This window comes from Cellulomonas pakistanensis, from assembly GCF_016862755.1.
GTDB classification, from domain to species: Bacteria; Actinomycetota; Actinomycetes; order Actinomycetales; family Cellulomonadaceae; genus Cellulomonas; species Cellulomonas pakistanensis.
In genome coordinates, this window is sequence record NZ_BONO01000036.1 from 1 (window position 1) to 25462 (window position 25462).

Genomic DNA, 25462 nt, shown 5'->3' on the forward strand with positions numbered 1-25462 from the left:
GCCCGCCGGTGCAGTGACCGGCGGGCGTCGTCCCGGATTCATCGTCGGACGGGTGCGGGGAGGCCGCAACAGGGAGCGCTCGGCGCGACGGGCGAGGTCGGGGCCTAGAGGTCCGCCGGGTCCACGAGGAAGCCCGCCATGTCCGCGATCTCGCCGCCGACCTCGGCGTGCACCTCGCGCGCCACGCCCCGGACCACGCTCGCGGCGCGCCCGCGGGCCACGCGGTGCGGCAGCGACGGGCGCTCCGACTCGAGCTGCTCCACGTCGGGCGCCTCCCAGCGCACCCGGTAGGCGACCAGCTCGCCCTGCGCCCAGTCGAGGGCCGCGAGCACCAGGGGCACCTCCGCCTCGGCGGCCACCTCGACGACGACGATGCCGTCCACGCCGAGGTCGATCTGCAGCCCGAACGCCTCGGCGGCGGGCGGGTGCTCGAGCATGTAGGCGTCGAACGCGTCCGCCTCGGCGTGCAGCCGGCGCCGCTCGTCGGGGTCGGCGACGCCGACGCCCGCCCGGTCCCGGGCGGCCAGCGCGGCGCCCGCCTGCTGCGGCGAGGACGCGCGCGGGTCGACGGGTGGCGAGGTGTCGAGCCGGGCGCGGGACGACACGCGCCGCGCGGCCTCGACGACCACCTCGGGCTCGACCCAGCGGTCGGTGAGGACGGTGAGGTCGAGCGCGGCGTCCATCTCCGGCTCGAGCACCACGCCGGGCTCGGTGCGGACCGCTCCGCCGAGCCGCCGGGCGGCGGCCACCAGCCACTGCACCACGCGCAGCTCCTCGCGGACCGGCCCGGCCGTGCCGAACGCGCGGCGCAGCCCGTCCCGGTCGCCGCCGAACGCCCGCTGCTCCTCGCGCTCGCGGGGGCAGTCGACGACCCAGGCGACGCGCGCGTCCGTCGGCAGCCCCCAGCGCGCGACCTGCGCGGGCTCGAGCGCGAAGGGCCCGGTGAGCGTCGACAGCCGGCCGAGGCGCAGGACGCCGGCGGTGGCCTCCGGGACCGTCCGCGCGGCGCCGGACGCGCGTCGGCCCGACGGGACGCGCGGCGGCCGCTCCCAGCGCGCGCTCGCGAACCGGCTGGACGCCAGAACGTCGACCTCGTCGGGCGCCACGCCCTCCGGCAGCACCAGCAGGTGCCGGCCGGGCGGCGGCGTGACGCCCGCGGCGCCGGGCGCCTCGGGCAGCGGGGGCAGCGACGCGCTCACGGGCGCCTCAGACCTGCGTGCGGTGGAAGTGCTGCCAGGAGCGCGAGGCCGTCGGGCCGCGCTGACCCTGGTACCGGGACCCGCTCGCGCCCGAGCCGTACGGGGCGAGGGCCGGCGACGACAGCCGGAAGAAGCACATCTGGCCGATCTTCATGCCCGGCCACAGGGTGATCGGCAGCGTCGCGACGTTCGACAGCTCCAGGGTCACGTGCCCGGAGAAGCCCGGGTCGATGAACCCGGCCGTCGAGTGCGTGAGCAGGCCGAGCCGGCCGAGCGAGGACTTGCCCTCCAGCCGCGCCGCGATGTCGTCCGGCAGCGTCACCTGCTCGAACGTCGACCCCAGCACGAACTCCCCCGGGTGCAGGACGAACGGCTCGTCGCCCTCGACCTCGACCAGGCGGGTGAGGTCGGGCTGGTCCTGCGCCGGGTCGATGACCGCGTACTTGTGGTTGTCGAACAGCCGGAAGAACCGGTCGAGGCGCACGTCGACGCTCGACGGCTGCACCATCGCGGGGTCGTACGGGTCGAGGACCACCCGGCGGGCGTCGAGCTCGGCGGTGATGTCGCGGTCGGAGAGCAGCACGGGACCACGGTACCGGGGCGGGCGAGGGCTCCGACTCGTCCACGTGGCGGGGCCGAGACCCACTGGTCCGGCCGAGACCACCCCTCGCGGGCGTGGGTCTCGACCGGATCAGTGGGTGTCGTCGCGCATCCCGGGACCGTAGGCGCCCGTCGCGCACCCCCCGTGGGACCTCCGCTCCACCCGGGACCACGGGCTGCCGGAAGCGTTTCGACCGTGCGCTACGCTGACCGACGCACGCCGCGTGGGAGCGCTCCCGCAGCGGCCACCACCGACGACCGGAAGGCGCGACGATGCGGTACGGCCACTTCGACGACGAGGCACGCGAGTACGTCATCACGACGCCGCGCACCCCGTACCCGTGGATCAACTACCTGGGGTCGGAGGAGTTCTTCTCCCTGCTCTCCCACACCGGCGGCGGCTACTCCTTCTACCGCGACGCGAAGATGCGCCGGCTCACGCGCTACCGGTACAACAACATCCCCGCCGACGAGGGCGGCCGGTACTTCTACGTGCACGACGGCGGCGACGTGTGGACGCCGGGCTGGCTGCCGGTCAAGGCCGAGCTCGACCACTACGAGGCCCGGCACGGCCTGGGCTACTCGCGCATCACCGGCGAGCGCGGCGGTCTCCGGGTGGAGACCCTGTTCTTCGTGCCGCTCGGCGAGACCGCCGAGGTCCAGCACGTCACGCTGACCAACACCTCGGACGCCGAGAAGACGGTGTCGCTGTTCTCGTTCGTCGAGTTCTGCCTGTGGAACGCCCAGGACGACCAGACGAACTACCAGCGGAACCTGTCGCTGGCCGAGGTCGAGGTCGAGCTGGACGGCCCGCACGGCTCCGCGATCTTCCACAAGACCGAGTACCGCGAGCGCCGCGACCACTACGCCGTCTACGGCGTGAACACGCGGGCCGCGGGCTTCGACACCGACCGCGACGCGTTCGTCGGGCCGTACAACGGGCTCGGCGAGGCGGACGTGCCGCGCGCCGGCCGGGCCACCGGCTCGGTCGCCTCCGGCTGGTACCCGATCGGCTCGCACCAGGTCGAGGTCACGCTGGCCCCGGGCGAGAGCCGGTCGCTGACCTACGTCCTCGGGTACGTGGAGAACCCGCACGACGAGAAGTGGGCGCCCGCCGACGAGGCCGCCGGCATCCCCGCGCTGCAGCGCGTCAACCGCGAGCGCGCGCACGCCCTGCTGTCCCGGTTCGCGACGACGGAGCAGACGCTCGCCGAGTTCGAGGCGCTGCGCGCGTCGTGGACCGACCTGCTGTCCACGTACTCGGTCCGCAGCACGGACGAGAAGCTCGACCGGATGGTCAACATCTGGAACCAGTACCAGTGCATGGTCACGTTCAACATGTCGCGGTCGGCCTCGTACTTCGAGACCGGCATCGGCCGCGGCATGGGGTTCCGCGACTCCAACCAGGACCTGCTCGGGTTCGTGCACCTGGTCCCGGAGCGCGCGCGGGAGCGGATCGTCGACATCGCGTCGACCCAGCTCCCCGACGGCTCGGCGTACCACCAGTACCAGCCGCTGACGAAGCGCGGGAACGACGACATCGGCTCGGGCTTCAACGACGACCCGCTGTGGCTGATCCTCGGCGTCGCGGCGTACGTCAAGGAGACCGGCGACTGGGGGATCCTCGACGAGCCGGTGCCGTTCGACAACGAGCCCGGCTCCGAGGTCCCGCTGTTCGAGCACCTGACCCGGTCGTTCGAGTTCACGATCGCGAACCGCGGCCCGCACGGCCTGCCGCTGATCGGCCGCGCCGACTGGAACGACTGCCTCAACCTCAACTGCTTCTCGACCACGCCCGGCGAGTCGTTCCAGACGACCGAGAACCAGGCCGGCGGCGTCGCGGAGTCGGTCTTCATCGCCGCGATGTTCGTGCACATCGGCCCGGAGTACGCCGAGCTGGCCGAGCGCCGCGGTCTGGCCGACGTCGCCGCCCGCGCGCGCACCGAGATCGACGCCATGCGCGCCGCCGTGCTCGAGCACGGCTGGGACGGCGAGTGGTTCCTGCGGGCGTACGACTTCGACGGCAACCCGGTCGGGACCGACGCGGAGCCGGAGGGCAAGATCTGGATCGAGCCGCAGGGCTTCGCGGTGATGGCCGGCATCGGCGTCGACCCCGAGGACCCCGCCGACCCCGCCTCCCCGGCGGTCCGGGCGCTCGACTCGGTGCGCGAGCACCTGGCGACGCCGCACGGCATGGTCCTGCAGCACCCCGCCTACACGAGCTACCAGATCGAGCTCGGCGAGGTCTCGACCTACCCGCCCGGCTACAAGGAGAACGGCGGCATCTTCTGCCACAACAACCCGTGGGTGATCATCGGCGAGACGGTCCTCGGCCGCGGCGAGCGGGCGTTCGACTACTACCGCCGGATCACGCCCGCCTACCGCGAGGACATCTCCGAGGTGCACCGGCTCGAGCCGTACGTGTACGCGCAGATGATCGCCGGCAAGGAGGCCGTGCGGCACGGCGAGGCCAAGAACTCCTGGCTCACCGGCACCGCGGCGTGGAACTTCGTGGCCGTCTCGCAGTACCTGCTCGGTGTGCGGCCGGAGCACGACGGCCTGGTCGTCGACCCGCAGATCGGGCCGGACGTGCCGTCGTTCGCCGTCACCCGGGTCGCCCGCGGCGCCCGGTACGAGATCACCGTGACCAACGCCGGGGCGCCGGGGGCGCGCGGGCGGCTGGTCGTGGACGGGGTGCCGGTCGAAGGGTCGACCGTGCCGTACGCGCCCGCGGGCTCGACCGTGCGAGTGGAGGTCACCGTCTGACGACGCGTGACGCGCGCTCCGGGCGCCTGCGTACGCGGGCGTCCGGAGCCGCTATGCTGGACGCGCGTTCCCCTCGCGGGGGCGTGACGACCGGCCGGGGCCAGCAGCCCGGGACGGTCGCGCGGGTGTAGTTCAATGGTAGAACTTCAGCTTCCCAAGCTGATAGCGCGGGTTCGATTCCCGTCACCCGCTCTCTCCCGACAGGCCAGGCCGGCACCCGCCGCGCCTGGCCTTCGTCGTTCCCGGGCCGCGCGGTGCCCCGCGCGACCACTCAGCCGACGTGTGGGCTACCCCGCGCTCGGCAGTGATTCCCCCTACTCAGTCGCCGGGACCCCTCCGCACCACCGCCTACCTTCCAGAGCCAGCGCCGACGGAAGGACCGCATGAAGCACCAGATCTCGCGCATCGACCTGCGGCTCCCTCCGCGGTGGTGCGGCTGGCGCCCCGGCGACGCGCCCCGGGTGGCCCAGCGGTTCGCCACCGACCTCACGAGCGGTCCCGTCGCCGCCGCCCGGCTGCGCTCCGCGATCGAGGCGGTCGACCGCGCCGTCGTGGGGCACCACTCGCGGCACGTCCGCGCCGGCGCCTGGGTGCCGGAGCCGTCGGGCGACGTCGTGGCCGGGCTGGCCTGCGAGCTGCTCGCCGAGGTCCCCGACGGGCCCGGCGCCGCGGCGTCGTACCTGCACCGGGTGCGCCGCAAGATCTACCGGTCCCGGACCCAGACGACCCGGTACGCGTACCACGCGACGTCGCTGCGGGAGGTGCCCGCGGGGGACGCGGTCGTGACGCTGCGCAGCCACGGGGTGCTGCGGCACGAGGTCATCTGGACCGTCCTCCCGCCCGGCTCGGCGGAGGCGGTCGAGCTGCGGTTCGACACCCGGTCCAGCGAGCGGTACCAGGACCTCATCACGCACGCGGAGACGATCGCGCACGGGCTCCAGGTCGTCCTCGCGGCGCCGCGGCCCAGCACCGTCCTGCCCGGGGCGCCCCGGCCCCCGGCGCCCCGGCCCGCGCCGGCCCCGTCACCGCCCGGCGGCGCCGTCCCCGCCACCGCGCCCTGACCGGCCCGGCGCCGGGCGCGCGGCCGCCTGCCGGCCGGGCGCGGGCGCCGGGTCGACCCGGCGCCGGCGCAGGTGCTCGAACACGACCGACGTCCGGACGTCGACGACCTCCGGTCGCTCGGTGAGCCGGTCGATGACGAAGGCGTAGAGCGCCTCGTTGTCCGGCACCGCCACGTGCACCAGGAAGTCCTCGGTGCCGGTGGTGACGAACACGCCCAGCGTCTCGGGCAGCCCCACCACCCACGCGCGGAAGTTCTCGATGTTGCGCCGGGTCGGCGGCCGGATCCGGACCGCGACGAGCGCCTGCACCGGGCGGCCGATCGCCGCCAGGTCGACGTCCAGGGTCGCGCCCCGGATGACGCCGCGCTCCCGCAGCGACCGGGTCCGGTCCAGCGCGGTGGTGGGCGCGACGCCCACCGCGGCCGCGACGTCGCGGTTGGTGCGCCGTGCGTCGACCTGCAGCTCCCGCAGGATCGCCGTGTCGAGTGCGTCGAGATCGGCCATCCGGCCACCATATCCGTACGAGGTACGGAGGCGATGGACCGCGGACGTACGCCTGCCTAACGTCTCTCCCGGTCGCCGCACGACGGCCGGAGCCGGACGCCGGCTCCTCCTGCGCCCGAGAGGTTCCCCGTGCCCGCCTTCCCCGCCGCCCCGGTCGCGCCCGACGCGACCACCACCGCCACGCCCGTCTCGGCGCCGTCCCCCGCGATCGGCTTCGACCCCGAGGAGATCCGCCTGGACGAGCCGACGCGCTCGGCCCGGCTCAAGTGGGTCGTCGTCGTCGACGAGACGCTCCCGCCCGGCCGCGCGGCGAACGCCGTCGCGTGCGTCACCGCGGCGACCACGTCCGGCGTCGCCGGCCTGCTCGGCCCCGCCACCACCGACGCCGACGGTGACGCGCACACCGGCCTGCCGTGGATCGGCTGCACCGTGCTGGGCGCGCCACGCGACGTCCTGGCGGCGCTCCGCGCGCGGGCCGCCGCCAGCCCCGGCATGCACGTGGCCGACATGCCCGCGGTCGCGCAGGAGATCCGGGTGTACACCGAGTACGTCGACGCGATGGCCGGCCGGCCCGGGGACGCCCTCGACTACCTCGCGGTGAGCCTCGTGGGGCCGAAGAACCGGGTCGACCGGCTCGTCGGCAAGCTCCGCCTGCTCGCCTGAGGGGGGCGGCGCGGCCGTGTCCACCGGCGGGCACCCCCGTCCACCGCGCGTCAACACGGCGTCCACAGGTCAGCTCGCCGGACCCCGCGTGATCCCCACCCTTCTGCACAGCGTGGGGACAACTCCTGTGGATACAGGCGGACATATCCCCCGGGAGGGTGGACCGCGCACGCCGTTGCCCACAGAGAGCTGTGGACAAGTGTGTCGCTCTGTGGGTAACCACCGGCTCGCCCTGCGTCCGGGGACGGAGAAGGGCCCCTCGGAGTAAGCGTCCGAGGGGCCCTTCCCGATCGTCGTCCCGGCGCGCCCGACGCGTCGGGGGCCGGCCGCCGCCCATGACGGTGCGGCTCCGCCCCGGCACCCGGCGGCGACCTCGGGGGGCGCTGCCGCGGGCAGGGCGGCGACGATCCGACCCTCGGGGTCCTTACGAGCCGCTGCGTCGTCATCCGCAGGTCGCCCGGGTCGCCCCGGACGACGTGGTCCGTCGTTCTCCCTCCGGTCCCGACCCCGCCGGCTCCGCACCGCCGGGCTCCCGTCGAGAGAGGCCTGGCGGTGACGGTACGTCCGTCGAGGTCGTTGCAGATGTTCTAGACCCGGCCCGACGAGACCTGCAAGAGCCTGGGGTCGGTCAATTCCCGTCCACCGCTCGGTGCACATGTTGTCCACAGCGTCACCTGCGTGATCACGCGGAGTTCACAGGGTTGTGCACAGAATCTGTGGATGACGGCGCGCCTTGCGGCGCGCCGGGCGACCGGGCGGCGCGCCTCCGCCGAGTCTCTCGGGCCCGCCCGTAGCGTCGCCCCCGGGCCGAGGCCCCTCGGAGTAAGCGTCCGAGGGGCCTCGCCGCCGCTCAGGCGCGCACGTCGTGCAGGTGGTGCACCACGTCGTGCAGGAAGTACTGGCCGAGCGTGGTGACGGTGAACGACGACCCGTTCGACCGGCGCCCGCGGCGCTCCCACTGCTCCGGGCGCACGGCGGCGAAGCCCGCGGCGAGCGCCTCCGCGGCGTCGGCGAGCTCGTCCGCGACCCGGCCGGGGTCCTGGAGGTCGTACCGCTCGGCGGTGGCGGTCGCGTCCTGGTCCCAGTTGGCGAACAGCGGGTCGTCCTCGGCGAGCATCAGCCGCAGCCGCTCGCCGAACACGCGGTGCACGTCGCGGACGTGCGCGCCGTACTCGAGCGGCGACCAGATGTCCGGCGTGGGCCGCTCGCGGACGTCGAAGCGGTTGAGCGCCGCCCGCCACCGCGGGACGAGGTCGTGCACCGTGCCGGCGATGTCGGGGCCGGCGACGTCGGTGCCGGCGAACCCGCACTCGGGGCAGCGCTCGGCGATGACCCAGGTCCAGTCCTTGGTGTCGGGCGCCGCGGGCGCGTACCCGCCGGTCCCGTCGGCGGGCGGGGCGGCGGGACTCGCGGTCGGGTCCGGGGGCGTGGCGGTCACGGACGGCACGCTATCCCCCGGGACTCCCGCCGCGTGCCCCGTCCGGCGTACGATCCGGACCGAGGGTAGGCAAGCCTTACTTCGTGCGGTACGTTCTGACGCGGCGTCAGAACGACGACCCCTGCCGGCCCCCGGGAGCCTCGATGACCACCACGCACGACCTGCCCGCCACCGCGCCGCGCACCGACGAGCCGACCGGACCGGCGCCGCTGTCGCTGCTGCTCCGCGAGGGCACCCGCCCCGAGCACGAGGCCGCCGAGGGGTCGACCTTCGTCGAGGAGCTCCTCGGCGGGCGCCTGACGACGGCGGCCTACGTCGACCTCGCCCTGCAGCTGCACGCCGTGTACACGGCGCTCGAGGAGGTCGCCGAGGAGGTCCGCCGCACCCCGGCCGGCGCCGGCGTCGTCTTCGACGAGCTGAACCGCGTGCCCGCCATCGAGGCGGACCTCGCCCACCTCGTCGGCCCCGGCTGGCGCGAGCGCGCCGTGCCGCTCCCCGCGACCGCGGCGTACGCGGCCGCGATCCGCGCGGGCGGCCCCGACGCCGGACACTACGTGGCGCACGCCTACACCCGGTACCTCGGCGACCTGTCCGGCGGGCAGGTCATCGGCCGGATGGTGCAGCGCCACTACGGCGTCGCCGACGAGGGCGTCGCGTTCTACGCGTTCCCCGCCATCCCCAAGCCGAAGCCGTTCAAGGACCTGTACCGCGCCCGGGTGGACGCGCTCGACCTGACGGACGCGCAGCGCGCCGCCGTGGTGGACGAGGCGAGGGCGGCGTTCCGGCACAACCGCGCGCTGTTCGCGGCACTGGCGGAGACGCACCGCGCGGCCTGAACCCGCGCGCGGCCGCCGGGCCGCGCCGGGCCCGCGCGGCACCTGCACGCGTCCGTCACACCTCCGGGGCCCGGATCCTGACGTCTCGTGCCACTATGTCAGCATGCCCAAGATCATCGGCGGCTCGCTGCACGAGCACCGCGAGCAGACGCGGCTCCGCCTGTTCGGCGCGCTGTCCCGCCTGATGGCCGAGCGCGGCTTCGACGCGATCACCCTCGCGGACATCGCGCAGGCCGCCGGCGTGGGTCGCACCGCGGTGTACAACCACTTCGCGGACAAGGAGTCGATGCTCGTCGGCTTCATCATGCACGAGACCGGTCAGTACGTCGCCGCCCTCGAGGCGGAGCTCGCCGGGGTCGACGACCCGACGGAGCAGCTGCGGGCGTACGTCCGGGCGCAGTGCGAGCTCAAGCGCGACTACCACCTCGCGCCGGGCCCCGACCTGCGCTCCGTGCTGTCCCGTGGCACGCAGCAGCGGGTCCGGGAGCACGTGGTGCTGGTCGAGGCGATGCTGCGCCGCGTGCTGTCCGCGGGCATCGAGTCCGGCGCCTTCCCCGAGCAGGACCTGGGCACCACGGTGTCGCTGGTGAACGCCTGCCTGAGCAGCCGGACCCTGCCCGACGAGCAGCCGGCGCGGGACCGGGCGGTCGAGGCGACGGTCCTGTTCGTGCTCCGCGCCGTGGGCGCCGGGGAGCGGGCGGCGGTCGGGGCGCCGGAGCCCCAGGCCGTCCCGGCCTGACCCGCGCGTTCACCCGCACGGCCCAGCGGCGGTGCGCCCGCGTGTGGCCGCGAGCCCGACAGGCGATGATGGCCCCGTGACCGACGCCCCGCCGCCGGCCCGGACGAGCGCGCCCCGCGGTGACGGGGACGACGCCCGGCACTTCGCCCTGCTCGCGCACCGCCTGGGTGGCTGCACCACCCTCGCGGAGGTGCACGAGGCCGCCGTCGTCGCCGGCCGCGACCTGCTCGGCGTCGACGTCGCCGCCGTCGCCCGGATCGAGCAGGACGACTGGCAGGTGCTCGCCGCCGAGCCGACCGACGAGCTGCCCGCCGCCGAGGAGTCCCTCAAGGACGGCGAGGCCGTGCGCGCCCTGGTCCGGCGCCGCGAGACCTGGCTGTCCGCGCCCGGCGACGACCCGGCCCGCCCGCGGCCCGCGCTCGCCGCCCCCGTCGTCGTCAACGGCGACCTGTGGGGCGTGCTGTGCGCCGTGCGCGACGAGCGCGCCCCCGCCTTCACGCCCGACGACGCCGCCCGCGGCGAGGTGCTGGGCGCCCTGCTGGGCGCGCACGTCGCCCGGCTCGACCTGGCGGAGCAGGTGCGGCACCTGGTGTCCGACGACGCGCTCACGGGGCTGAGCACCCGGCGGGTCGCCGACGAGGCCGCGCAGGCGGCGATCGACTCCGGCGACGAGACGTGCATCGTCATGTGCGACGTCGACGGCCTCAAGCGCGTCAACGACGAGCTCGGGCACGACGCCGGCGACGAGCTGCTGCGCAGCGTGGCCGGGGTGCTCCGCCGCGCGGGCACCGGGCTGCCGGGGTCCACCGTCGCGCGGATCGGCGGCGACGAGTTCTGCATCGTGTCGTCCGGCATCCCGCGGACCACGGTCGTGCAGGTGATGGACGCGACGGTCGGCGACAGCGCGCTGCCGTTCGGCGCCTCGCTGTCCTACGGCATCGCGTCCTCCGCGCGCGGCTCGCTCGGGGCCGCCCCGACGCCGCGGTCCCTGTTCCGCCGCGCCGACGCCGCGCAGTACCACGCGAAGCGCAGCCACGCCGCGGCCCGGGCCCGGCAGTACCGCGCCGACGACCCCGGGGCGGTGCTCGGCCGCACGGTCTCCGCCGCGGTCACCGCGCTGTCCGGCACCGGCCCCGCGCCGCTGTCCCGGCTGTGCGCGCTCGCGTCCGCCACCACCGAGGCGATGGGCGGGTCCGGCTGGAGCGTGCAGCGCGAGGACGGCGGCGGGTCCCTCGTGGTCGCGCGGGGCGGGACCGCGTCCCTGCACGTGTCGGGCATGCGCCAGCTGGAGCTGCGGCGTGCGCCGTGGACCGTGACGGTCGAGTCGACGCTGCCCGACGACCGCACGGTGAGCACGACCCTGCAGACCCTGCTCTCCCTGGCGGTCCTCGGCGCCTCCTGACGCCCGCGCGTCAGCCGTGCAGGGGGAGCGACAGCTCCGCCGGCGCGCCGTCCGCCACGCGGACCGGGACGCCCCAGTCCTGCGAGTTCAGGTGGCACGCCGGGAACTCGATCGCCGGGTCGGCGTCGCAGCTCGCCGCGCGGGCGGTGATGTGCAGGACCCCCTCGGCGACCTCGGGGTTGATGCGCAGCGTCCGGGTCAGCGGCACGTCGTCGCCCGCGCCGTCGAGCAGCAGCTCCGGCGGCGTCGAGGACACCCGCAGCATGGTCGACGGCCCGAACCGGTCGTCGTACTTCTGCCCGGCGGCGGGGGTGAACACGACGTCGAGCGCCAGCTCGCCCGGGGCGATGTCCGTGACCGGGCGCTGGGTGCGGTGCGCGCCCGCGTCCAGCACCTCGCCGGCCAGGGTCGCCGGGAGGGCGATCCGGGTGAGCCGGTGGGCGGCGGACTCGACGACCAGCAGCGTCACGCCGCCCGCCTCCGCGTCCGCCTGCACCACGATGCCGCTCGGCTCGGCCAGGCCGGTCGCGAGCGTGCTCACCTCGCCGGGGCCGTCGCCGCCGGCCGCCGGGGCCCACCGGCGCACCGCGCCGTTGTAGGTGTCCGCGACGACGACGGAGCCGTCCGGCAGCACCGCCACGCCGAGCGGGTGCTGCAGCAGCGCCTGGTCGGCCGCGCCGTCCCGGTGGCCGAAGTCGAACAGGCCGGCGCCGACCGCGGTGCCGACCTCCGCGCCGGACCACGCGTCCGCGGGGCCGGTGGGCGCGGTCCGGGCCGCGGCGAGCGCCGCCCCGGCGCCGACGAGCCCCACGACGTCGCCGACGACGGGCGCCGCCTCCGCGGACGCGGCGGGCGTGCCGGGGTCGATCCAGCGCAGCGCCGACACCTCGGAGTCGGCCAGCCACACCCGGCCGTCGGCCGCGAGCGCCGTGCCGGACGTCTGGGCGAACCACGCCTCGCGCGGGTCGCCGTCGGTCAGGCCCTCGTTCATCGTGCCGGCGACGGGCTCGACCACGCCGTCGCGGGGGTCGAACGCCCACAGCTGGTGGTTGCCGGCCATCGCGACCAGCGCGGTGCCCGTCTGCGGCGACCAGACCACGTCCCAGGGCGAGGACAGCGGCACGGACGTCGCCGCGCGCGCCCCGCCGGCGCGCCACAGGTCGGTGCGGCCCGGCAGCGGCGCCGGCACGGTCGGCTCGCCGACCAGGTACTGCACGCCGGTGCCGGCGACGGTCGTCACGGCGCCGTCGGACAGCCGCACGCCGCGCAGGGCGTGGTTCACGGTGTCGGCGACCAGCACGTCGTAACCCGCCTCCGCGGCGACGTCCGCGGGCAGCAGCGCCAGGCCGTTCGGCTCGCTGAACCGTGCCTCGTCCGGGCCGCCGTCGGCCAGCCCGCGCTCGCCGGAGCCGATCCGGCGGACCAGCGTCTCGCCGTCCGCGGCCAGCTCGGCGAGCGAGTGGTGCCCGGCGTCCGCGACCAGCAGCGTGCCGCCGGGCAGCGCGACCGCCTTCGCCGGGAACCGCAGCGTGCCGGCGGTGGGCTCCGGCGGGACGTACGGGCCCGCGCCGCGGTGCAGCGTGCCCTTGGCGTCGTGCTCGGCGACCAGGTCGCGGACCAGGCGCTCGACGTTGCTCTGGTGCCCCTCGCCGGCCATCTGCGCGACGATGTAGCCCTCGGGGTCGATGACGACCAGCGTCGGCCAGGCGCGCGCCGTGTACGCGGACCAGGTGACCAGCTCGGGGTCGTCCAGCACGGGGTGGTGCACCTCGTACCGCTCGACGGCGGCGGCCAGCGCGACCGGGTCGGCCTCGTGCACGAACTTCGGCGAGTGCACGCCGACGATCACGAGCACGTCGCGGTACTGCTCCTCGAGCTCGCGGAGCTCGTCGAGGACGTGCAGGCAGTTGATGCAGCAGAAGGTCCAGAAGTCGAGGAGGACGATCTTGCCGCGGAGGTCCGCGAGCGCGACGTCCTGGCCGCCGGTGTTGAGCCAGCCGCGGCCGACGAGCTCGGACGCGCGGACCTTCGGGAGACGGGTGCTGCTGGTGGTCACAGGAGTAGTGAACACGACCCGGCCCGCGGATCGTCCCGCGGGCCGCCTGCTGGTCGAGTGGAAGATCCGGCCCGACACGCCGGTGCGTGTCCGGCCGGATCGTCCACTCGTGCCTGAGACAGGCGGTCAGGCCGCCGGGGGCGGGGTGCGGCCGTCGTACCGCTCGACGACCTCGCGGTGCGAGGTGTTCGCGCGCTGGTTCGTGAGCACCAGCGCCAGGATCAGCGCGAGCACGCCCGCGCCCATGCAGATGTAGCCGATGACCGTGAGGTCCACGTTCGCGATGTTGTCGCTGACGCCGAACGCGAGGATCGCGCCGATGACGATCAGGGCGATGCCGCCGCCGATGCCCATGGTCGGACTCCTTCCCGGCCCGGGCGGGGGTGCCCGGGGCTCCGGGACCGAGTCTGGCGGCGAACCCGCTGCCCCGCGCGCCGAGCGGCGCGGCCGGACGGGTGAGTTCCGGGTCCGCCGGGGCGAGGTCGAGGGCCCCACCGAGCCCTCGACCTCGCGGACGGGCCGCGTCAGCCCAGCGTCTCCGGCAGCGGCGGGAGCTCGTCGCCGGCCAGACCGAGCACGTGCTCCGCGAGGAACGCGTCGACGACCTGGTACCAGACCTTCGCCTGCTGCGGGCTGAGCACCCAGTGGTTCTCGTCCGGGAAGTACAGGAACCGGTGCGGCGTCGTGCCGTCCTCGTCCGCCGCCAGCGCGGACCGGGACAGGAGCTCGTACCAGAGCCGCAGGCCCTCGCCGATCGGCACCCGGTAGTCCTTGTCGCCGTGCACGACCAGCATCGGGGTGACGATCTCCTCGACGGACAGGTGCGGGGAGTTCGCGAGCGCCATGTCGGGCGTCATCTCCCGCTCCCAGTAGAAGGAGTGGTCCGTCGTCGGCCCGAACTGGTCGAGCGCCCACAGGCTGGCGTGGGTCACGATCGCGCGGAACCGGTCGGTGTGCCCGGCGACCCAGTTGGCCATGTAGCCGCCGAACGAGCCGCCCATCGCGGCGGTGCGCGTCTCGTCGACGTCGGCGCGGGCCACCGTCGCGTCCGTGATCGCCATGAGGTCGGTGAACGGCGCCGCGCCCCACGCACCCCAGCCGCGCTGCACGAAGTCCTGGCCGTAGCCGGTGGACAGCGCGGGGTCGGGCAGCAGGACGGCGTAGCCGCGGGCGGCCATGATCCACGGGTTCCACCGCCAGGACCAGGCGTTCCACGAGTTCAGCGGGCCGCCGTGGATCCACAGCAGCAGCGGCGCCGGGGACGCGGCGGACGCGCCCTCCGGCAGCACGAGCCACGCGCGGACCTCGGCGCCGTCGTCGGCCGTGGTGGTGACCTCGGTGAGCGTGCCCGGCAGCGCGGGCAGCGGCGCGGGCGCCGGCAGGGCGACCGCCTCGACCGGGGTGCCGGACGCCAGGGCCGCCGCCAGGTCGATCCGGACCGGGTGCGCGGGAGCGGCGTAGGACACGCGCAGCGCGTACAGCGTGGCGCCGTCCGGGCTGACCCGCAGGTCGCTGAACACCGCGTCGTCGGCCGTCACCTGCGTGACGGCGCCGGAGCCGAGCGCGACGTGGAACACCGGCCCGCGGCCCAGGTGGTCCGCGCCGACCAGCAGGCCGGCGCCGTCGCGGGTCCAGGCGATCTCGTGCGGCCAGCGGTCCCAGCCCTCGGCCACGCGGCGCGGCGCCGCGTCGGCCGCGTCGAGGTCGGCGACCCAGAGCTGCACCTGCGGTGCCGCGGTCGGCGTCGTGATCGTCTCGCGCACGTACGCGACGCGGCGCGAGTCCGGAGACACCACGGGGCCCGCGACGTCCGCGGCGGTGTCGTCGACCAGCACCCGGCGCGTGCCGGTGGCGACGTCGATCGCGACGAGCTGCTGCCGGAGCGCGCCGCGCGCCCCGGGCTTCGCCCACGAGGTGACGAGGGTGCGCCCGTCCGGGGACAGCACCGCGTCCTGGTGCTCGAGCGCGGCACCGGCGTCCGGCGCCAGGTCGCGGAGCGCCAGCCGCGGGGCGGGGGCGCCGGCCTCCGGCGAGGCGGCGACCGTGGTCAGGTCGCCCGCGAACAGCCGCGGGCGCGCCGGGCCCAGGTCGTGGTCCCAGTACCGCACCGGGTAGGAGGAGTGCAGGATCGCGGACACCTTGGCGTCCTTGCGGACCCCGATCAGCCGCTCGTCCTCGGCGTCGTCCGCAGCGCTCGGCAGCACGTCCGACGGCACGACCACCACGGGCGCGTCCTCTGCGACGACCACGCCGCCGATGCCGGCCTTCCGCGACGCGACCACGCGGGCCTCGGCGCCGTCGGCGGGCAGCAGCCAGAGCGCGGCGGGCGGCTCGTCGTCCGGGGCGTCGGCGTCCGCGTCCGGGCGGGCCGACGTGAACAGCAGGTCACCCGTCGAGGCGAACCGGGCGGCGGACTCGCCCTTCACCGAGCGGGTCAGGCGGCGGGCCGGCCGGACGCCCGCGGGGTCCACCTCCCACAGCGCCGTGACGTAGCGGGTGCGCTTCGCGTCGAGCGTCGACACCGCGGTGACGAGCCGGGTGCCGTCCGGGGACAGCGCCAGGCCCGACATCCGGGGCAGCGCGACGTAGGCGTCGAGGTCGTGGAAGGGAGTGGGTGCGGTCTCAGCGGCGTCGGTCACCCCGCCGTCCTATCACGGCTCGCGGGACCCCTACCGGGGATCGGGCCCGCCGTCCCCGTCCCGGGCGGACAGCCGGGCGAGCATCGCGTTGTACTCGTCCATCTCCGTGTCGCCGTCCCGCTCGACCTTCCGGTCCCGCCGCTTCGCGGTGCGCTCGTCGTCCCGCGCCCACGCGAACGCGACCCCGACCGCCAGCGCCAGGGTCGGCAGCTCGCCGATGCCCCAGGCGACGCCGCCGCCGCGCTGCTGGTCCTCGATCGCCGACGGACCCCACTCGCGGCCGAGCAGCCCGAACCAGTCCGGCACCAGCAGCACGTCGCCGGTGGTCAGCGCGACGCCGAAGAACGCGTGGAACGCCATCGTCGCGAACAGCAGCAGCAACCGCTGCGGGTACCCCGGTCGGGTCGGCCCGGGGTCGATGCCGACGAGGGCGTTGACGAAGAGGTACCCGGCGAGCGAGAAGTGCACGACCATCGCGTAGTGGCCGACCCCGGAGGTGAGGGCCCAGCGGAACACGTCGGTGTAGTAGAAGACGACCATCGAGCCGGCGAAGTTCACCGCGGCGACCACGGGGTGCGCGAAGAACCGGCCGACCCGGCTGTGCACCAGGCCGAGCAGCCACTCGCGGGGCCCGCGCGAGGCGTCCCCGGCTCCGCGCCCCGCGCCGGCCCGGCTGGCCCGGGACGGCAGCGCGCGCAGCGCCAGCGTCACCGGCGCGGACAGCGCCAGCAGCACCGGGACCACCATCGCGAGGATCATGTGCTCGACCATGTGGGCGCTGAACAGCACGTGCCCGTACATCGCCGGGCCGCCCGACGTGGTCCAGAAGAACAGCACCATGCCGGTCACCCACGAGGTGGTGCGCAGCCAGGACCAGGTGTCGCCGCGGCGGCGCAGGCGCAGCACCCAGCGCAGGTAGACGACGACCCCGGCGACCGCGGCGGACGCGAGCAGCACGTCCCAGCGCCACTGGGTGATCCAGCTGAGCGTCGTGGGCTCCGGCGGCAGGGCGTGGCCGGTGACGATCTCCGCCGGGGTGGGGTCGGTGATCGGGTCGTCGGGCACGGGCGGCGGCGACGAGCCCAGCGCGACCGCGACGCCGGACACGGCGCCCATGACGGTCAGCTCGACCAGCACCAGCCGCCAGAACAGCCACGTGGCGGGGGCGCGCTGGTCGCCGCGCAGCCGGTCGACGACCCGCCGGCGGTGCGCCAGGCCGAGCAGGCCGAGCACGCCGAACAGCGTGATCTTCACCAGCAGCAGCACGCCGTACCGGGTGGTCCAGTCCTCCCACGACCCCAGGCGGACGATCGAGTTGACCGTGCCGGACACCGCGACGGCCGCGAAGCACCAGGCGGCGATGACGGAGAACCGGGCGACGGCGGGCGCCAGGTCGGCGCCCAGCCGGTGCGCGAGGGGCGACAGCGCCAGCAGCGTGCCGATCCAGAGCGCCGCGCCGACCAGGTGCAGGAACATCGACGACGTGGCCAGGTCGTGGCTCGCGGCGCCGGCGGCGTGCCCGGTCTGCGCCGACTGCCAGAGCGCGACCAGCACGAGCCCCGCGATCCACGCGGTGCCGACCGGCGAGGTCGTCATGAGCGCGAGCGCCGTCACCACCGCCGCGGCCACGGCGACGAACAGCAGCACCCGGCCGAGCTCGAAGGTCGTGACGAACTGGCCGAGCTCGCCGCCGAACGCGGGGTCCGTCGGCGACAGCCCGGCGACGTTGGCGTAGGTGAGGACCAGCTCGACCACCGCGGCCAGCGTCCACACCGCCGACGCCGCGGCGGTGACGCCGGCGGCGGCCCGCACGACCGCCTCGTCGCGCCGCACCAGCACGGTCGCCAGCAGCACCAGGCCGCCGAGCGTGGCCGACGCGGCCAGCTCCTGGGCCGTCGACGCGATCGGCAGGCCCCAGCGCACGAGCGCGCCGGGGTCGCGCAGCGCGGTGGGCGACGCCGCGCCGGTGAAGGCGATCCCGGCGACGACCGCGGCCACGGCGGCGACCGCGAGCGCGGCGATGCGCAGCCAGTCCGCCTGCCGGGACGTGCCGTCGCCGGTGCGGGGGCTGCGCGCCGGGCGCGGGCCGGCGGGTGCGGCGACGCCGGGGGCCATCAGCCCTCCGCCCGGCCGTCCCCGCCCGCGGGACCGGCGCCGGCGGAGTCGCCGCGGTTCCGGCGGCGCTCCCGCACCACGAACACGGCGATGGCGGCGGCGGCGAGCACGGCGACGACGATCGCGGCGACCAGGCCGGCGGCGATCCCGGCGTCCTCGTCCTCGGCGAGCTCCTGCGCGGGCGCGAGGGTCTCGTCCGCCTCCGCGGTCGGCTCCGCCTGCGTCGTCGTGGTCGGCTCGGCGGTCGGCTCGATCGTCTCCGGGGCGGTCGGGGCCGCGGGCTCGGCGGCCTCCGCGCCCGCCGACGCGGTGAACGCGAGCGAGCCCGAGAGCGGGTGGCCGTCGGCGGACGTCACGCGCCACTCGACGGAGTACGCGCCGGCGGGCAGGTCGGCGGCCAGGGCCTGCGTGACGGTGTCGTCCACGAGCTGGGCGTCGCCCGTGCTCACCGTGGCGCCGTCCGGGCCGAGCACGACGATCTCCGTGCCGAGCGCCTGCGCCGGCTGGTCGAAGGTCAGCGTGATCTGCGCCGGCGGCGCGTCGACGGTCGACCCGTCCGCGGGGTCGGTGCCCAGCAGGGCGTTGTGCGCGTCGGCCCGGCCGGCGCCCAGCAGCACGACCGCCAGCGCCAGCAGGAGGGCGACGACCGCGGCGAGCGTGCGCGACGCCGGGGCGGGCGCGGCGACCGCGCGGGCTCGGGCGGGACGGGCGGGCGGGGCGGACGGGCGCTCGGGGGAGATCACCCCTCCATCATCACCCGCGCCGGGACCGGACCGCGCCGTGGGTGGCGCGGATCACCCGGTCCCCCGGGCTGCCCGCCCCCCCGGACCCGGCCTGTGGACAACCGGCTCCGGGCTCAACGCCGCCCCTAGGGTCGAGGAGGTGAGGACCCCGATGCTCGCCGACCTCGACCCGGACCAGCGCCCCCGGGAGCGCATGCTGCGCCTCGGCGCGGACGCCCTGTCGGACGTCGAGCTGGTGGCGCTGCTGCTCGGCTCCGGGCGGCGCGGCGCCAGCGCCCTCGACGCCGCGCGCGACCTGCTCGTCGCGCACGGCGGGCTCGCCGGCCTCGCGGACGCGGGCCCGCCGGCGCTGCTCCGCTCCCCCGGCGTCGGCCCGGCCAAGGCCACCCGCGTGGTGGCGGCGCTCGCGCTCGCGCGGCGGTTCGGCACCTCGACCGACCGGCGCGCCACGGTCCGGACCCCGGCCGACGTGGTGCGGGTGGCCGCCCCGCTGCTCACCGGGCCGGCGGACGGCCGGGTGGTCGCGGTCGCGGGCGACCGGGCGGCGCGGGTCCTCGGGGCGGTCGTGGTGCCGGGCGCGTCCGCGCACGCGGCGCCGTTCGCCGTGCGGGAGGTGCTGGCCGAGACCCTGCGCCGCGGCGGCGTCACGCTCGCGCTCGCCCACCGGCACGACCCGGGCGACGCGCGGCCGTACCCGGACGACGAGCGCGCGGCGGCGGCCGTGGCGGAGGCGGCCGCCCACTGCGGCGTGCGCCTGCTGGACAGCGTGGTGCTCGCCGGCGACGTGTGGGCGTCGGCCGGGCCGGCGCCCGGCGGGGGTGCAGGATGGGCGCCGTGACCGACGCTCCCGCCCCCACCCTCCGGATCGCCGCGGCGGTCGTCGTCGACGCCGAGGGCCGCTGGCTCCTCGTCCGCAAGCAGGGCACGTCCGCGTACATGCAGGCCGGCGGCAAGATCGAGCCGGGCGAGGACCCGCGCGCCGCGGTCGTCCGGGAGATCGGCGAGGAGCTGTCCGTCGCGGTCGACCCCGCGCTCGTCCGGGACCTCGGCCGCCGCGACGCGGACGCCGCGAACGAGCCCGGCCACCGCCTCGAGGCGCACGTTTTCGCGGTCGACGGCGTCACCGGCGCGGTCGCGACCGCGGAGATCGCGGAGGCGGTGTGGGTCACGCCGGCCGAGGCCGCGCGGCTGCCGCTCGCGCCGCTCACGGTCGACCTGCTGCGCGAGGCCGGCGCGACGGTCTGATCCGCGGGGCCGCCGCACGACGGCCGGTCCGACCCCCGGGGCCGTCCGCACGACGGCCGACACCCCGCGTTCACCCGGGCATGGTCGGCTGGTCTCGATGGAACCCTCGCCCGACCTGCTCGGACCTGCCCTCGGCGTGCTCGCCCTCGGCTTCGCGATCGAGATGCTCCGGATCTTCCGCGAGCAGCCGCCCACCGACCCGCCGCGACCGACCTGGCCGCCCCGCCGGACCGAGCCGCTGCCGGGCGTCGCCGTCCTGGTCGGTGCCCACGTCGCCCGCTGGCGGCGGCGCAGCGCCACCGCGCAGCTCGCGGAGCTGGTCCGCCGGGGCGCCCTGCGGCTCGACCCGGCGGACCCGGCGCGCGTCGAGGTCGTCGACCCTTCGGCGCTCGACCCGGTCGAGCACGCGTTCGTCGCCGCACTGGTGCGGGCGGAGCCCCGCGTCGGGAGCCGGGCGCAGCTGCGCGCGGGCGACGTCGAGCTGGCCGGCCGGGTGCGCGAGGTGCAGGCCGCGGTCAACGCCCTCGTGCTCGACCTGGGCCTGCGGTACCGGCCCGCGCCCCGCCCTGAGCGGGTCCCGCTCCGGCTGGCCCTCGTCGCGCTCACCGTGGTCGCCGCGGTGCTGGCGGTGCAGGACCCGCGCGCCTGGTTCGTGGCCCTGACGCTCGGGTTCGCCGCGCTGCTCGACCGGCGCCGGGAGCGGGTGCGCCCGCTGACCGCGGAGGGTGCCGCGCTGCGCGACCACCTGCGCGGGATCAAGGACTGGCTGCGGTTCGCCGATCTCGACGAGCCCGCCGACCTCGGGCCGCTGCTGCCGTGGGCGGTGGTGTTCGGCGAGCTGGGCCCGTGGCGGGCCCGCGGCGGCGACGAGGGTCCGGACCTGCGCGCCCTGCTGGTCGCGCTCGGCGGCGACCGGCCCGAGCAGGGCACGGACGACGAGCAGCCCGGCGACGCGTGGGCGGACCAGGCCACCGGCGGCAGCCGGGCGGAGCACGACGGCGCCTACGTGCCGCCGAGCGACTGACCGGCGCGGGGCGGCGTCCCGGCGACCCCCGGCCTAGGGTCGGGGCATGGCCCGCTCCATCGCGACGAACACGACCGTCGACCTGCCCGAGCTGCTGGACTTCGTCCGCACCCGGCACCACCTGCTGCTCGCGACCACCCGCCGCGACGGCCGACCCCAGATCTCGCCGGTCAGCGGCGGCGTCGACGACCGGGGCCGGATCGTCATCTCCACCTACCCCGGCCGCGCCAAGACCGTGAACGCCGAGCGGGACCCCCACGTGTCCGTGCTCGTGCTGTCGGACGAGTGGGACGGCCCCTGGGTGCAGGTCGACGGCGACGCCGAGGTGCTGCACATGCCGGAGGCCGAGGACGCGCTGGTCGACTACTACCGGCGCATCGCCGGCGAGCACCCCGACTGGGACGAGTACCGGGCCGCGATGCGGGTGCAGGGCAAGAGCCTGATCCGCGTCACGCCGACCCGCTGGGGCCCGGTGGCGACCGGCGGGTTCCCGGCCGAGGTGGCCGCGCGCCTGGACGGCTGACCGCCCGGGGGCGGCACGGCACCCGGCGCCGGCCGCGCGGCCGGCACCGGCGGGGCCGTCAGCCCCAGACCAGCGCCTGCGCCGGGTCCTCGAGGACCGCGGCGACGTCCGCCAGCACCATCGACCCGAGCGCCCCGTCCACCAGCCGGTGGTCGACGCTCAGGGCGAGCTGCGTGACGTGCCGGACCTTGATCTTCCCCTTGTGCACCCAGGGCTGCTCGCGGATCGCGCCGAACGCGAGGATCGCGGCCTCGCCGGGGTTGAGGATCGGGGTGCCGGTGTCGATGCCGAACACGCCGACGTTGGTGATCGTGATCGTGCCGTCGGACATGTCCCGCGGGGTGACCTTGCCCGCGCGCGCCGTCGACGTCAGCGCGGCCAGACCCTCGGCCAGGTCGTGCAGGCCGAGCCGGTGGGCGTCCTTGATGTTCGGCACGACGAGCCCGCGCGGGGTCGCCGCGGCGATCCCGAGGTTCACGTAGTGCTTGTACACGATCTCCTGCGCGGCCTCGTCCCAGGACGCGTTGACGTCCGGGTGCCGGCGCACGGCGAGCAGCAGCGCCTTGGCGGCGATCAGCAGCGGGGTGACGCGGACGTCGGCGAACTCCTTGTCCTCGCGCAGCCGCCGGACGAGCTTCATCGTGCGGGTGACGTCGACGGTCTGGAACACCGTGACGTGCGGCGCCGTGAACGCGGAGGTGACCATCGCCTCGGCGGTGCGCTTGCGGACCGACTTCACCGGCACGCGCGTCTGCCGGCCGTCCGGCGACACGGTGCCGGACGCGAGCCACGGCTGGTCGTCGCCCGGGTAGGTCGCGAGCACGCGCGCCTCCGCGCCCGCCTGGTGCGCGAGCACGTCCTCGCGGGTGACGATCCCGCCGGGGCCGGTCGGCACGACGGAGTCGAGGTCGACGCCGAGGTCGCGGGCGAGCTTGCGGACCGGCGGCTTGGCCAGCGCGCGGCGGCCCGAGACAGCGGCCGGCTCACCGGTCGGGACCGCGCCCGGGCGGACCGTGGGCATGGTGGCGGGCGCGGCGGCCGGGGCGGACCCCCGCGAGGCGCCCGGGCCCGCGGTGGCGGGCCGCACCGGCGCGGCGCCGGCGGCGGTGGCCTCGGGGCCGGCCGCACCGGCGTCGACGTCGCCCTCGGCGGAGGTGAACCGCGCGCGCCGGGCGGTCGGGGCCGCGGCCGTGCCGTACCCGACGAGCACGGCGCCGCCGGGCTCCTCGGCCTCCGGCGCCTCGGACGGCTCCGGGCTGGGCGACGCGTGCCGTGCGACCGGCGCGCCGGCCTGCACCGGGTCGGCGTCGGAGGTCGGCCCGTGCACCGGCACCTCGGGCCCGGCGCCGGGCGCGGCGTCGGCGGGCGCGTCACCGGTCGGGTCGGTGTCGATCTCGATGATCGGCGTGCCGACCTCGACGGTCGTGCCCTCCTCGACCAGCAGCCGGGTCACCACGCCCGCGAACGGGCTGGGCAGGTCCACCAGCGACTTCGCCGTCTCGATCTCGACGATCGTCTGGTTGATCGCGACGGTGTCCCCGACGGCGACGTGCCAGGCGGCGATCTCGGCCTCGGTCAGGCCCTCGCCGGCGTCGGGGAGGCGGAACTGCTGGAAGGACGGCACGGGCGGCGCTCCTCGGGGCTGGTGCGGGCGGCGGGGTCGGCTGGGGTGGCGGGCGGGCTCAGGCCGCGAGCACGCGGTCGACGGCGTCCAGGACGCGGTCGAGGCCGGGCAGGTACTCGTGCTCCAGCTTCGCCACGGGGTACGGGGTGTGGAAGCCGCCGACCCGGAGCACGGGCGCCTCGAGGTGGTAGAAGCACTCCTCGGTGACCCGCGCGGCGACCTCGGCGCCCGTGCCGTACAGCACCGGGGCCTCGTGGACGACGACGCAGCGGCCGGTGCGGCGCACCGACTCCGCCACCGTGGTGATGTCGAGCGGGGAGATGGTGCGCAGGTCGACGACCTCGACGCTGCGCCCCTCCGCCGCGGCGGCCTCCGCGACCCGCAGCGCGGTGGCCACGGTCGGGCCGTGCGCGACGAGCGTGACGTCGGTGCCCGGGCGCAGCACGCGCGCGCCGTCCAGGACGGAGTCGGCGGCCAGCGGGTCGGCGTCGGTGTCGACGTCGCCCTTCTCCCAGTACCGGCCCTTGGGCTCGAAGAACATCACCGGGTCCGGCGAGGCGACCGCCTGCTGGATCATCGTGTAGGCGTCCTGCGGGTCGGACGGGCTGACCACCCGCAGGCCGGCGGTGTGCGCGAACAGCACCTCGGGCGACTCGCTGTGGTGCTCGACCGCGCCGATGCCGCCGCCGAACGGCACCCGGATGACGACCGGGAGGTTCAGCCGGCCGCGCGACCGGTAGTGCATCTTCGACAGCTGCGTGGTGATCTGGTCGAACGCCGGGAAGATGAACCCGTCGAACTGGATCTCGCAGACCGGGCGGTAGCCCCGCAGCGCCAGGCCGATCGCGGTGCCGACGATGCCCGACTCGGCGAGCGGCGTGTCGACGACGCGGTCGGTGCCGAAGTCCTTCGCCAGCCCGTCGGTCACCCGGAACACGCCGCCGAGCGCGCCGATGTCCTCGCCCATCAGCAGGACCTTCGGATCCCGCTCGAGGGCGGCCCGCAGGCCCGCGTTGATCGCCTTGGCGAACGTCATCCTCTGCGTGCTCACCGGTGCTCCCCTCCCGCGAACGAGGCCTCGTACCGCTCGAACCAGGCGCGCTCGGCGTCCACCACGGAGTGGGGCGTGGCGTACACGTGGTCGAACATCGTGCTGGTGGCCGGGCGGCCGAGGGCGCGGACGAAGGTCCGGACCCGCTCGCCGAGCGCGTCGGCCTCGGCGGCCAGCCCGGCGCGGAACTCCTCGGACAGCTCGCCGGTCGCGGCGAGGTGCTTCTCCAGCCGGTCGATCGGGTCGCGCTGCCGCCAGTAGTCCTCCTCCGCCGCCGACCGGTACCGGGACGGGTCGTCGGAGGTGGTGTGCGCGCCCATCCGGTAGGTGAACGCCTCGACCAGGGTCGGGCCGCCGCCGGACCGCGCGCGCTCCAGCGCCTCGGCGGTCACGGCGTAGGTGGCCAGCACGTCGTTGCCGTCGACCCGGACGCTCGGCACGCCGAAGCCCGGCCCGCGCGCGGCGAGCGGGACGCGCGCCTGGCGGGTGGTGGGCTCGGAGATGGCCCACTGGTTGTTCTGCAGGAACAGCACCAGCGGCGCGTTGTTCACGGCGGCGAACACCAGCGCCTCGTTGACGTCGCCCTGCGCGGTCGCGCCGTCGCCGAAGTAGGTGACGACCGCGGTGTCGCGCTCGGGGTCGCCGGTGCCGACCGCGCCGTCGCGCTGCACGCCCATCGCGTACCCGGTGGCGTGCAGGGTGTGCGACCCGATCACCAGCGTGTACAGGTGGAAGTTGAACTCCTCGGGGTCCCAGCCGCCGTGGTCGACGCCGCGGAACAGCTGCAGGAGCTGCGTGAGGTCGAGGCCGCGGGTGTGCGCGACGCCGTGCTCGCGGTACGACGGGAAGACGTAGTCCTGGGGGGCAAGCGCGCGGCCGGAGCCGACCTGCGCGGCCTCCTGGCCCAGGCTCTGCGCCCACAGGCCGAGCTCGCCCTGCCGCTGCAGCGCGGTCGCCTCGGTGTCGAACCGCCGCACGAGCACCATGTCGCGGTACAGACCGCGCAGGGCGTCGGCGTCGAGGTGGGCGACCCGGGCGCTGTAGCCGGGGTGGTCGACGCGCTCGCCCGCGGGGGTGAGCAGCTGGACCAGGCCGTCGTCGGTGAGCGGACCGCTGGTGCTCACGGTTCTCCTTCGGCTCGGGGTCGGCCCGCGTTGCCGGAGCCGTGTCTAACCTACGCCAGCGTAGGCTACGCAACCGTAGGTCCGCGGCCCCGGTGCCCGTCAAGGCCGGA

22 protein-coding genes and 1 tRNA gene are annotated in these 25462 nt (G+C 76.0%); 11 read left to right on the top strand and 12 right to left on the bottom strand.

Features of this window, described 5'->3' with window-relative positions; all coding sequences use genetic code 11:
* Positions 1-104 precede the first annotated feature (104 nt).
* Positions 105-1199, bottom strand: coding sequence for a hypothetical protein (locus Cpa01nite_RS17530; protein ID WP_239068896.1), 1095 nt, complete (start codon positions 1197-1199; stop codon positions 105-107).
* A 7-nt stretch (positions 1200-1206) separates the two neighbouring features.
* On the bottom strand, positions 1207-1782 hold the full coding sequence (gene dcd / locus Cpa01nite_RS17535) for a dCTP deaminase (protein ID WP_203670157.1): 576 nt from the start codon (positions 1780-1782) through the stop codon (positions 1207-1209).
* 290 nt (positions 1783-2072) lie between these two features.
* Between dcd and Cpa01nite_RS17540 the strand changes: the two genes are divergently transcribed.
* The 3 genes from Cpa01nite_RS17540 (at position 2073) to Cpa01nite_RS17550 (ending at position 5626) form a co-directional block, all read left to right on the top strand.
* Positions 2073-4565, top strand: coding sequence for a glycoside hydrolase family 94 protein (locus tag Cpa01nite_RS17540; RefSeq protein ID WP_203670158.1), 2493 nt, complete (start codon positions 2073-2075; stop codon positions 4563-4565).
* Positions 4566-4686: 121 nt separating this feature from the next.
* Positions 4687-4757, top strand: a tRNA-Gly gene (locus Cpa01nite_RS17545).
* A gap of 191 nt (positions 4758-4948) precedes the next feature.
* On the top strand, positions 4949-5626 hold the full coding sequence (locus tag Cpa01nite_RS17550) for a hypothetical protein (protein WP_203670159.1): 678 nt from the start codon (positions 4949-4951) through the stop codon (positions 5624-5626).
* Here the strand turns inward: Cpa01nite_RS17550 and Cpa01nite_RS17555 are convergent.
* On the bottom strand, positions 5588-6130 hold the full coding sequence (locus Cpa01nite_RS17555) for an Lrp/AsnC family transcriptional regulator (RefSeq protein ID WP_203670160.1): 543 nt from the start codon (positions 6128-6130) through the stop codon (positions 5588-5590). The genes Cpa01nite_RS17550 and Cpa01nite_RS17555 overlap by 39 nt on opposite strands.
* 129 nt (positions 6131-6259) lie before the next feature.
* Here Cpa01nite_RS17555 and Cpa01nite_RS17560 point away from each other — a divergent pair, with 129 nt between their 5' ends.
* A complete protein-coding gene (locus tag Cpa01nite_RS17560; RefSeq protein ID WP_239068897.1) occupies positions 6260-6793 on the top strand; it encodes a DUF2000 domain-containing protein in 534 nt (177 codons plus the stop codon).
* Positions 6794-7643: 850 nt separating this feature from the next.
* Here the strand turns inward: Cpa01nite_RS17560 and Cpa01nite_RS17565 are convergent.
* The gene (locus tag Cpa01nite_RS17565; RefSeq protein ID WP_203670161.1) at positions 7644-8231 is read right to left on the bottom strand and encodes a DinB family protein; all 588 of its coding nucleotides are present in this window, start codon (positions 8229-8231) and stop codon (positions 7644-7646) included.
* A 143-nt stretch (positions 8232-8374) separates the two neighbouring features.
* On the opposite strand from Cpa01nite_RS17565, the gene Cpa01nite_RS17570 reads away from it, so the two are divergent.
* From Cpa01nite_RS17570 to Cpa01nite_RS17580, 3 genes are all read left to right on the top strand, one after another.
* The gene (locus Cpa01nite_RS17570) at positions 8375-9067 is read left to right on the top strand and encodes a biliverdin-producing heme oxygenase (RefSeq protein ID WP_203670162.1); all 693 of its coding nucleotides are present in this window, start codon (positions 8375-8377) and stop codon (positions 9065-9067) included.
* Positions 9068-9170: 103 nt separating this feature from the next.
* Positions 9171-9806, top strand: coding sequence for a TetR/AcrR family transcriptional regulator (locus Cpa01nite_RS17575; protein WP_203670163.1), 636 nt, complete (start codon positions 9171-9173; stop codon positions 9804-9806).
* A 76-nt stretch (positions 9807-9882) separates the two neighbouring features.
* Positions 9883-11208 (top strand): GGDEF domain-containing protein, encoded by a 1326-nt coding sequence (locus Cpa01nite_RS17580; protein WP_239068898.1) that lies wholly within the window; start codon positions 9883-9885, stop codon positions 11206-11208.
* Positions 11209-11218: 10 nt separating this feature from the next.
* On the opposite strand, the gene Cpa01nite_RS17585 is transcribed toward Cpa01nite_RS17580, so the two are convergent.
* From Cpa01nite_RS17585 to Cpa01nite_RS17605, 5 genes are all read right to left on the bottom strand, one after another.
* Positions 11219-13264, bottom strand: coding sequence for an NHL domain-containing thioredoxin family protein (locus tag Cpa01nite_RS17585; RefSeq protein WP_203670164.1), 2046 nt, complete (start codon positions 13262-13264; stop codon positions 11219-11221).
* Between the two features lie 126 nt (positions 13265-13390).
* Positions 13391-13618: a DUF6458 family protein gene (locus Cpa01nite_RS17590; protein ID WP_166941682.1), complete on the bottom strand. Its 228-nt coding sequence runs from the start codon at positions 13616-13618 to the stop codon at positions 13391-13393.
* Between the two features lie 170 nt (positions 13619-13788).
* Positions 13789-15903 carry a prolyl oligopeptidase family serine peptidase gene (locus Cpa01nite_RS17595; protein ID WP_373307476.1) on the bottom strand — a complete coding sequence of 705 codons (2115 nt, stop codon included), beginning with the start codon at positions 15901-15903 and terminating at the stop codon, positions 13789-13791.
* Positions 15904-15933: 30 nt separating this feature from the next.
* Positions 15934-18018 (bottom strand): bifunctional copper resistance protein CopD/cytochrome c oxidase assembly protein, encoded by a 2085-nt coding sequence (locus Cpa01nite_RS17600; RefSeq protein WP_203670165.1) that lies wholly within the window; start codon positions 18016-18018, stop codon positions 15934-15936.
* The gene (locus Cpa01nite_RS17605; RefSeq protein WP_203670166.1) at positions 18018-18761 is read right to left on the bottom strand and encodes a copper resistance CopC family protein; all 744 of its coding nucleotides are present in this window, start codon (positions 18759-18761) and stop codon (positions 18018-18020) included. The genes Cpa01nite_RS17600 and Cpa01nite_RS17605 overlap by 1 nt, the downstream gene beginning before the upstream one ends.
* 139 nt (positions 18762-18900) lie before the next feature.
* On the opposite strand from Cpa01nite_RS17605, the gene Cpa01nite_RS17610 reads away from it, so the two are divergent.
* From Cpa01nite_RS17610 to Cpa01nite_RS17625, 4 genes are all read left to right on the top strand, one after another.
* Positions 18901-19599, top strand: coding sequence for a JAB domain-containing protein (locus Cpa01nite_RS17610; protein ID WP_203670167.1), 699 nt, complete (start codon positions 18901-18903; stop codon positions 19597-19599).
* Positions 19587-20006 carry an NUDIX hydrolase gene (locus Cpa01nite_RS17615; RefSeq protein WP_203670168.1) on the top strand — a complete coding sequence of 140 codons (420 nt, stop codon included), beginning with the start codon at positions 19587-19589 and terminating at the stop codon, positions 20004-20006. Before Cpa01nite_RS17610 ends, Cpa01nite_RS17615 begins: the two co-directional genes overlap by 13 nt.
* Before the next feature lie 97 nt (positions 20007-20103).
* Positions 20104-21030: a DUF2207 family protein gene (locus Cpa01nite_RS17620; RefSeq protein WP_203670169.1), complete on the top strand. Its 927-nt coding sequence runs from the start codon at positions 20104-20106 to the stop codon at positions 21028-21030.
* 46 nt (positions 21031-21076) lie between these two features.
* Positions 21077-21553, top strand: a complete 477-nt coding sequence (locus tag Cpa01nite_RS17625) for a PPOX class F420-dependent oxidoreductase (protein ID WP_203670170.1) — start codon at positions 21077-21079, stop codon at positions 21551-21553.
* A 58-nt stretch (positions 21554-21611) separates the two neighbouring features.
* Here the strand turns inward: Cpa01nite_RS17625 and Cpa01nite_RS17630 are convergent, their stop codons facing one another.
* The 3 genes from Cpa01nite_RS17630 to pdhA are packed head-to-tail and all read right to left on the bottom strand — an operon-like array spanning position 21612 to position 25352.
* A complete protein-coding gene (locus Cpa01nite_RS17630; protein ID WP_203670171.1) occupies positions 21612-23177 on the bottom strand; it encodes a dihydrolipoamide acetyltransferase family protein in 1566 nt (521 codons plus the stop codon).
* A gap of 58 nt (positions 23178-23235) precedes the next feature.
* The gene (locus Cpa01nite_RS17635; RefSeq protein ID WP_203670182.1) at positions 23236-24213 is read right to left on the bottom strand and encodes an alpha-ketoacid dehydrogenase subunit beta; all 978 of its coding nucleotides are present in this window, start codon (positions 24211-24213) and stop codon (positions 23236-23238) included.
* Between the two features lie 11 nt (positions 24214-24224).
* A complete protein-coding gene (pdhA, locus tag Cpa01nite_RS17640) occupies positions 24225-25352 on the bottom strand; it encodes a pyruvate dehydrogenase (acetyl-transferring) E1 component subunit alpha (RefSeq protein ID WP_203670172.1) in 1128 nt (375 codons plus the stop codon).
* Between the last annotated feature and the right edge of the window lie 110 nt (positions 25353-25462).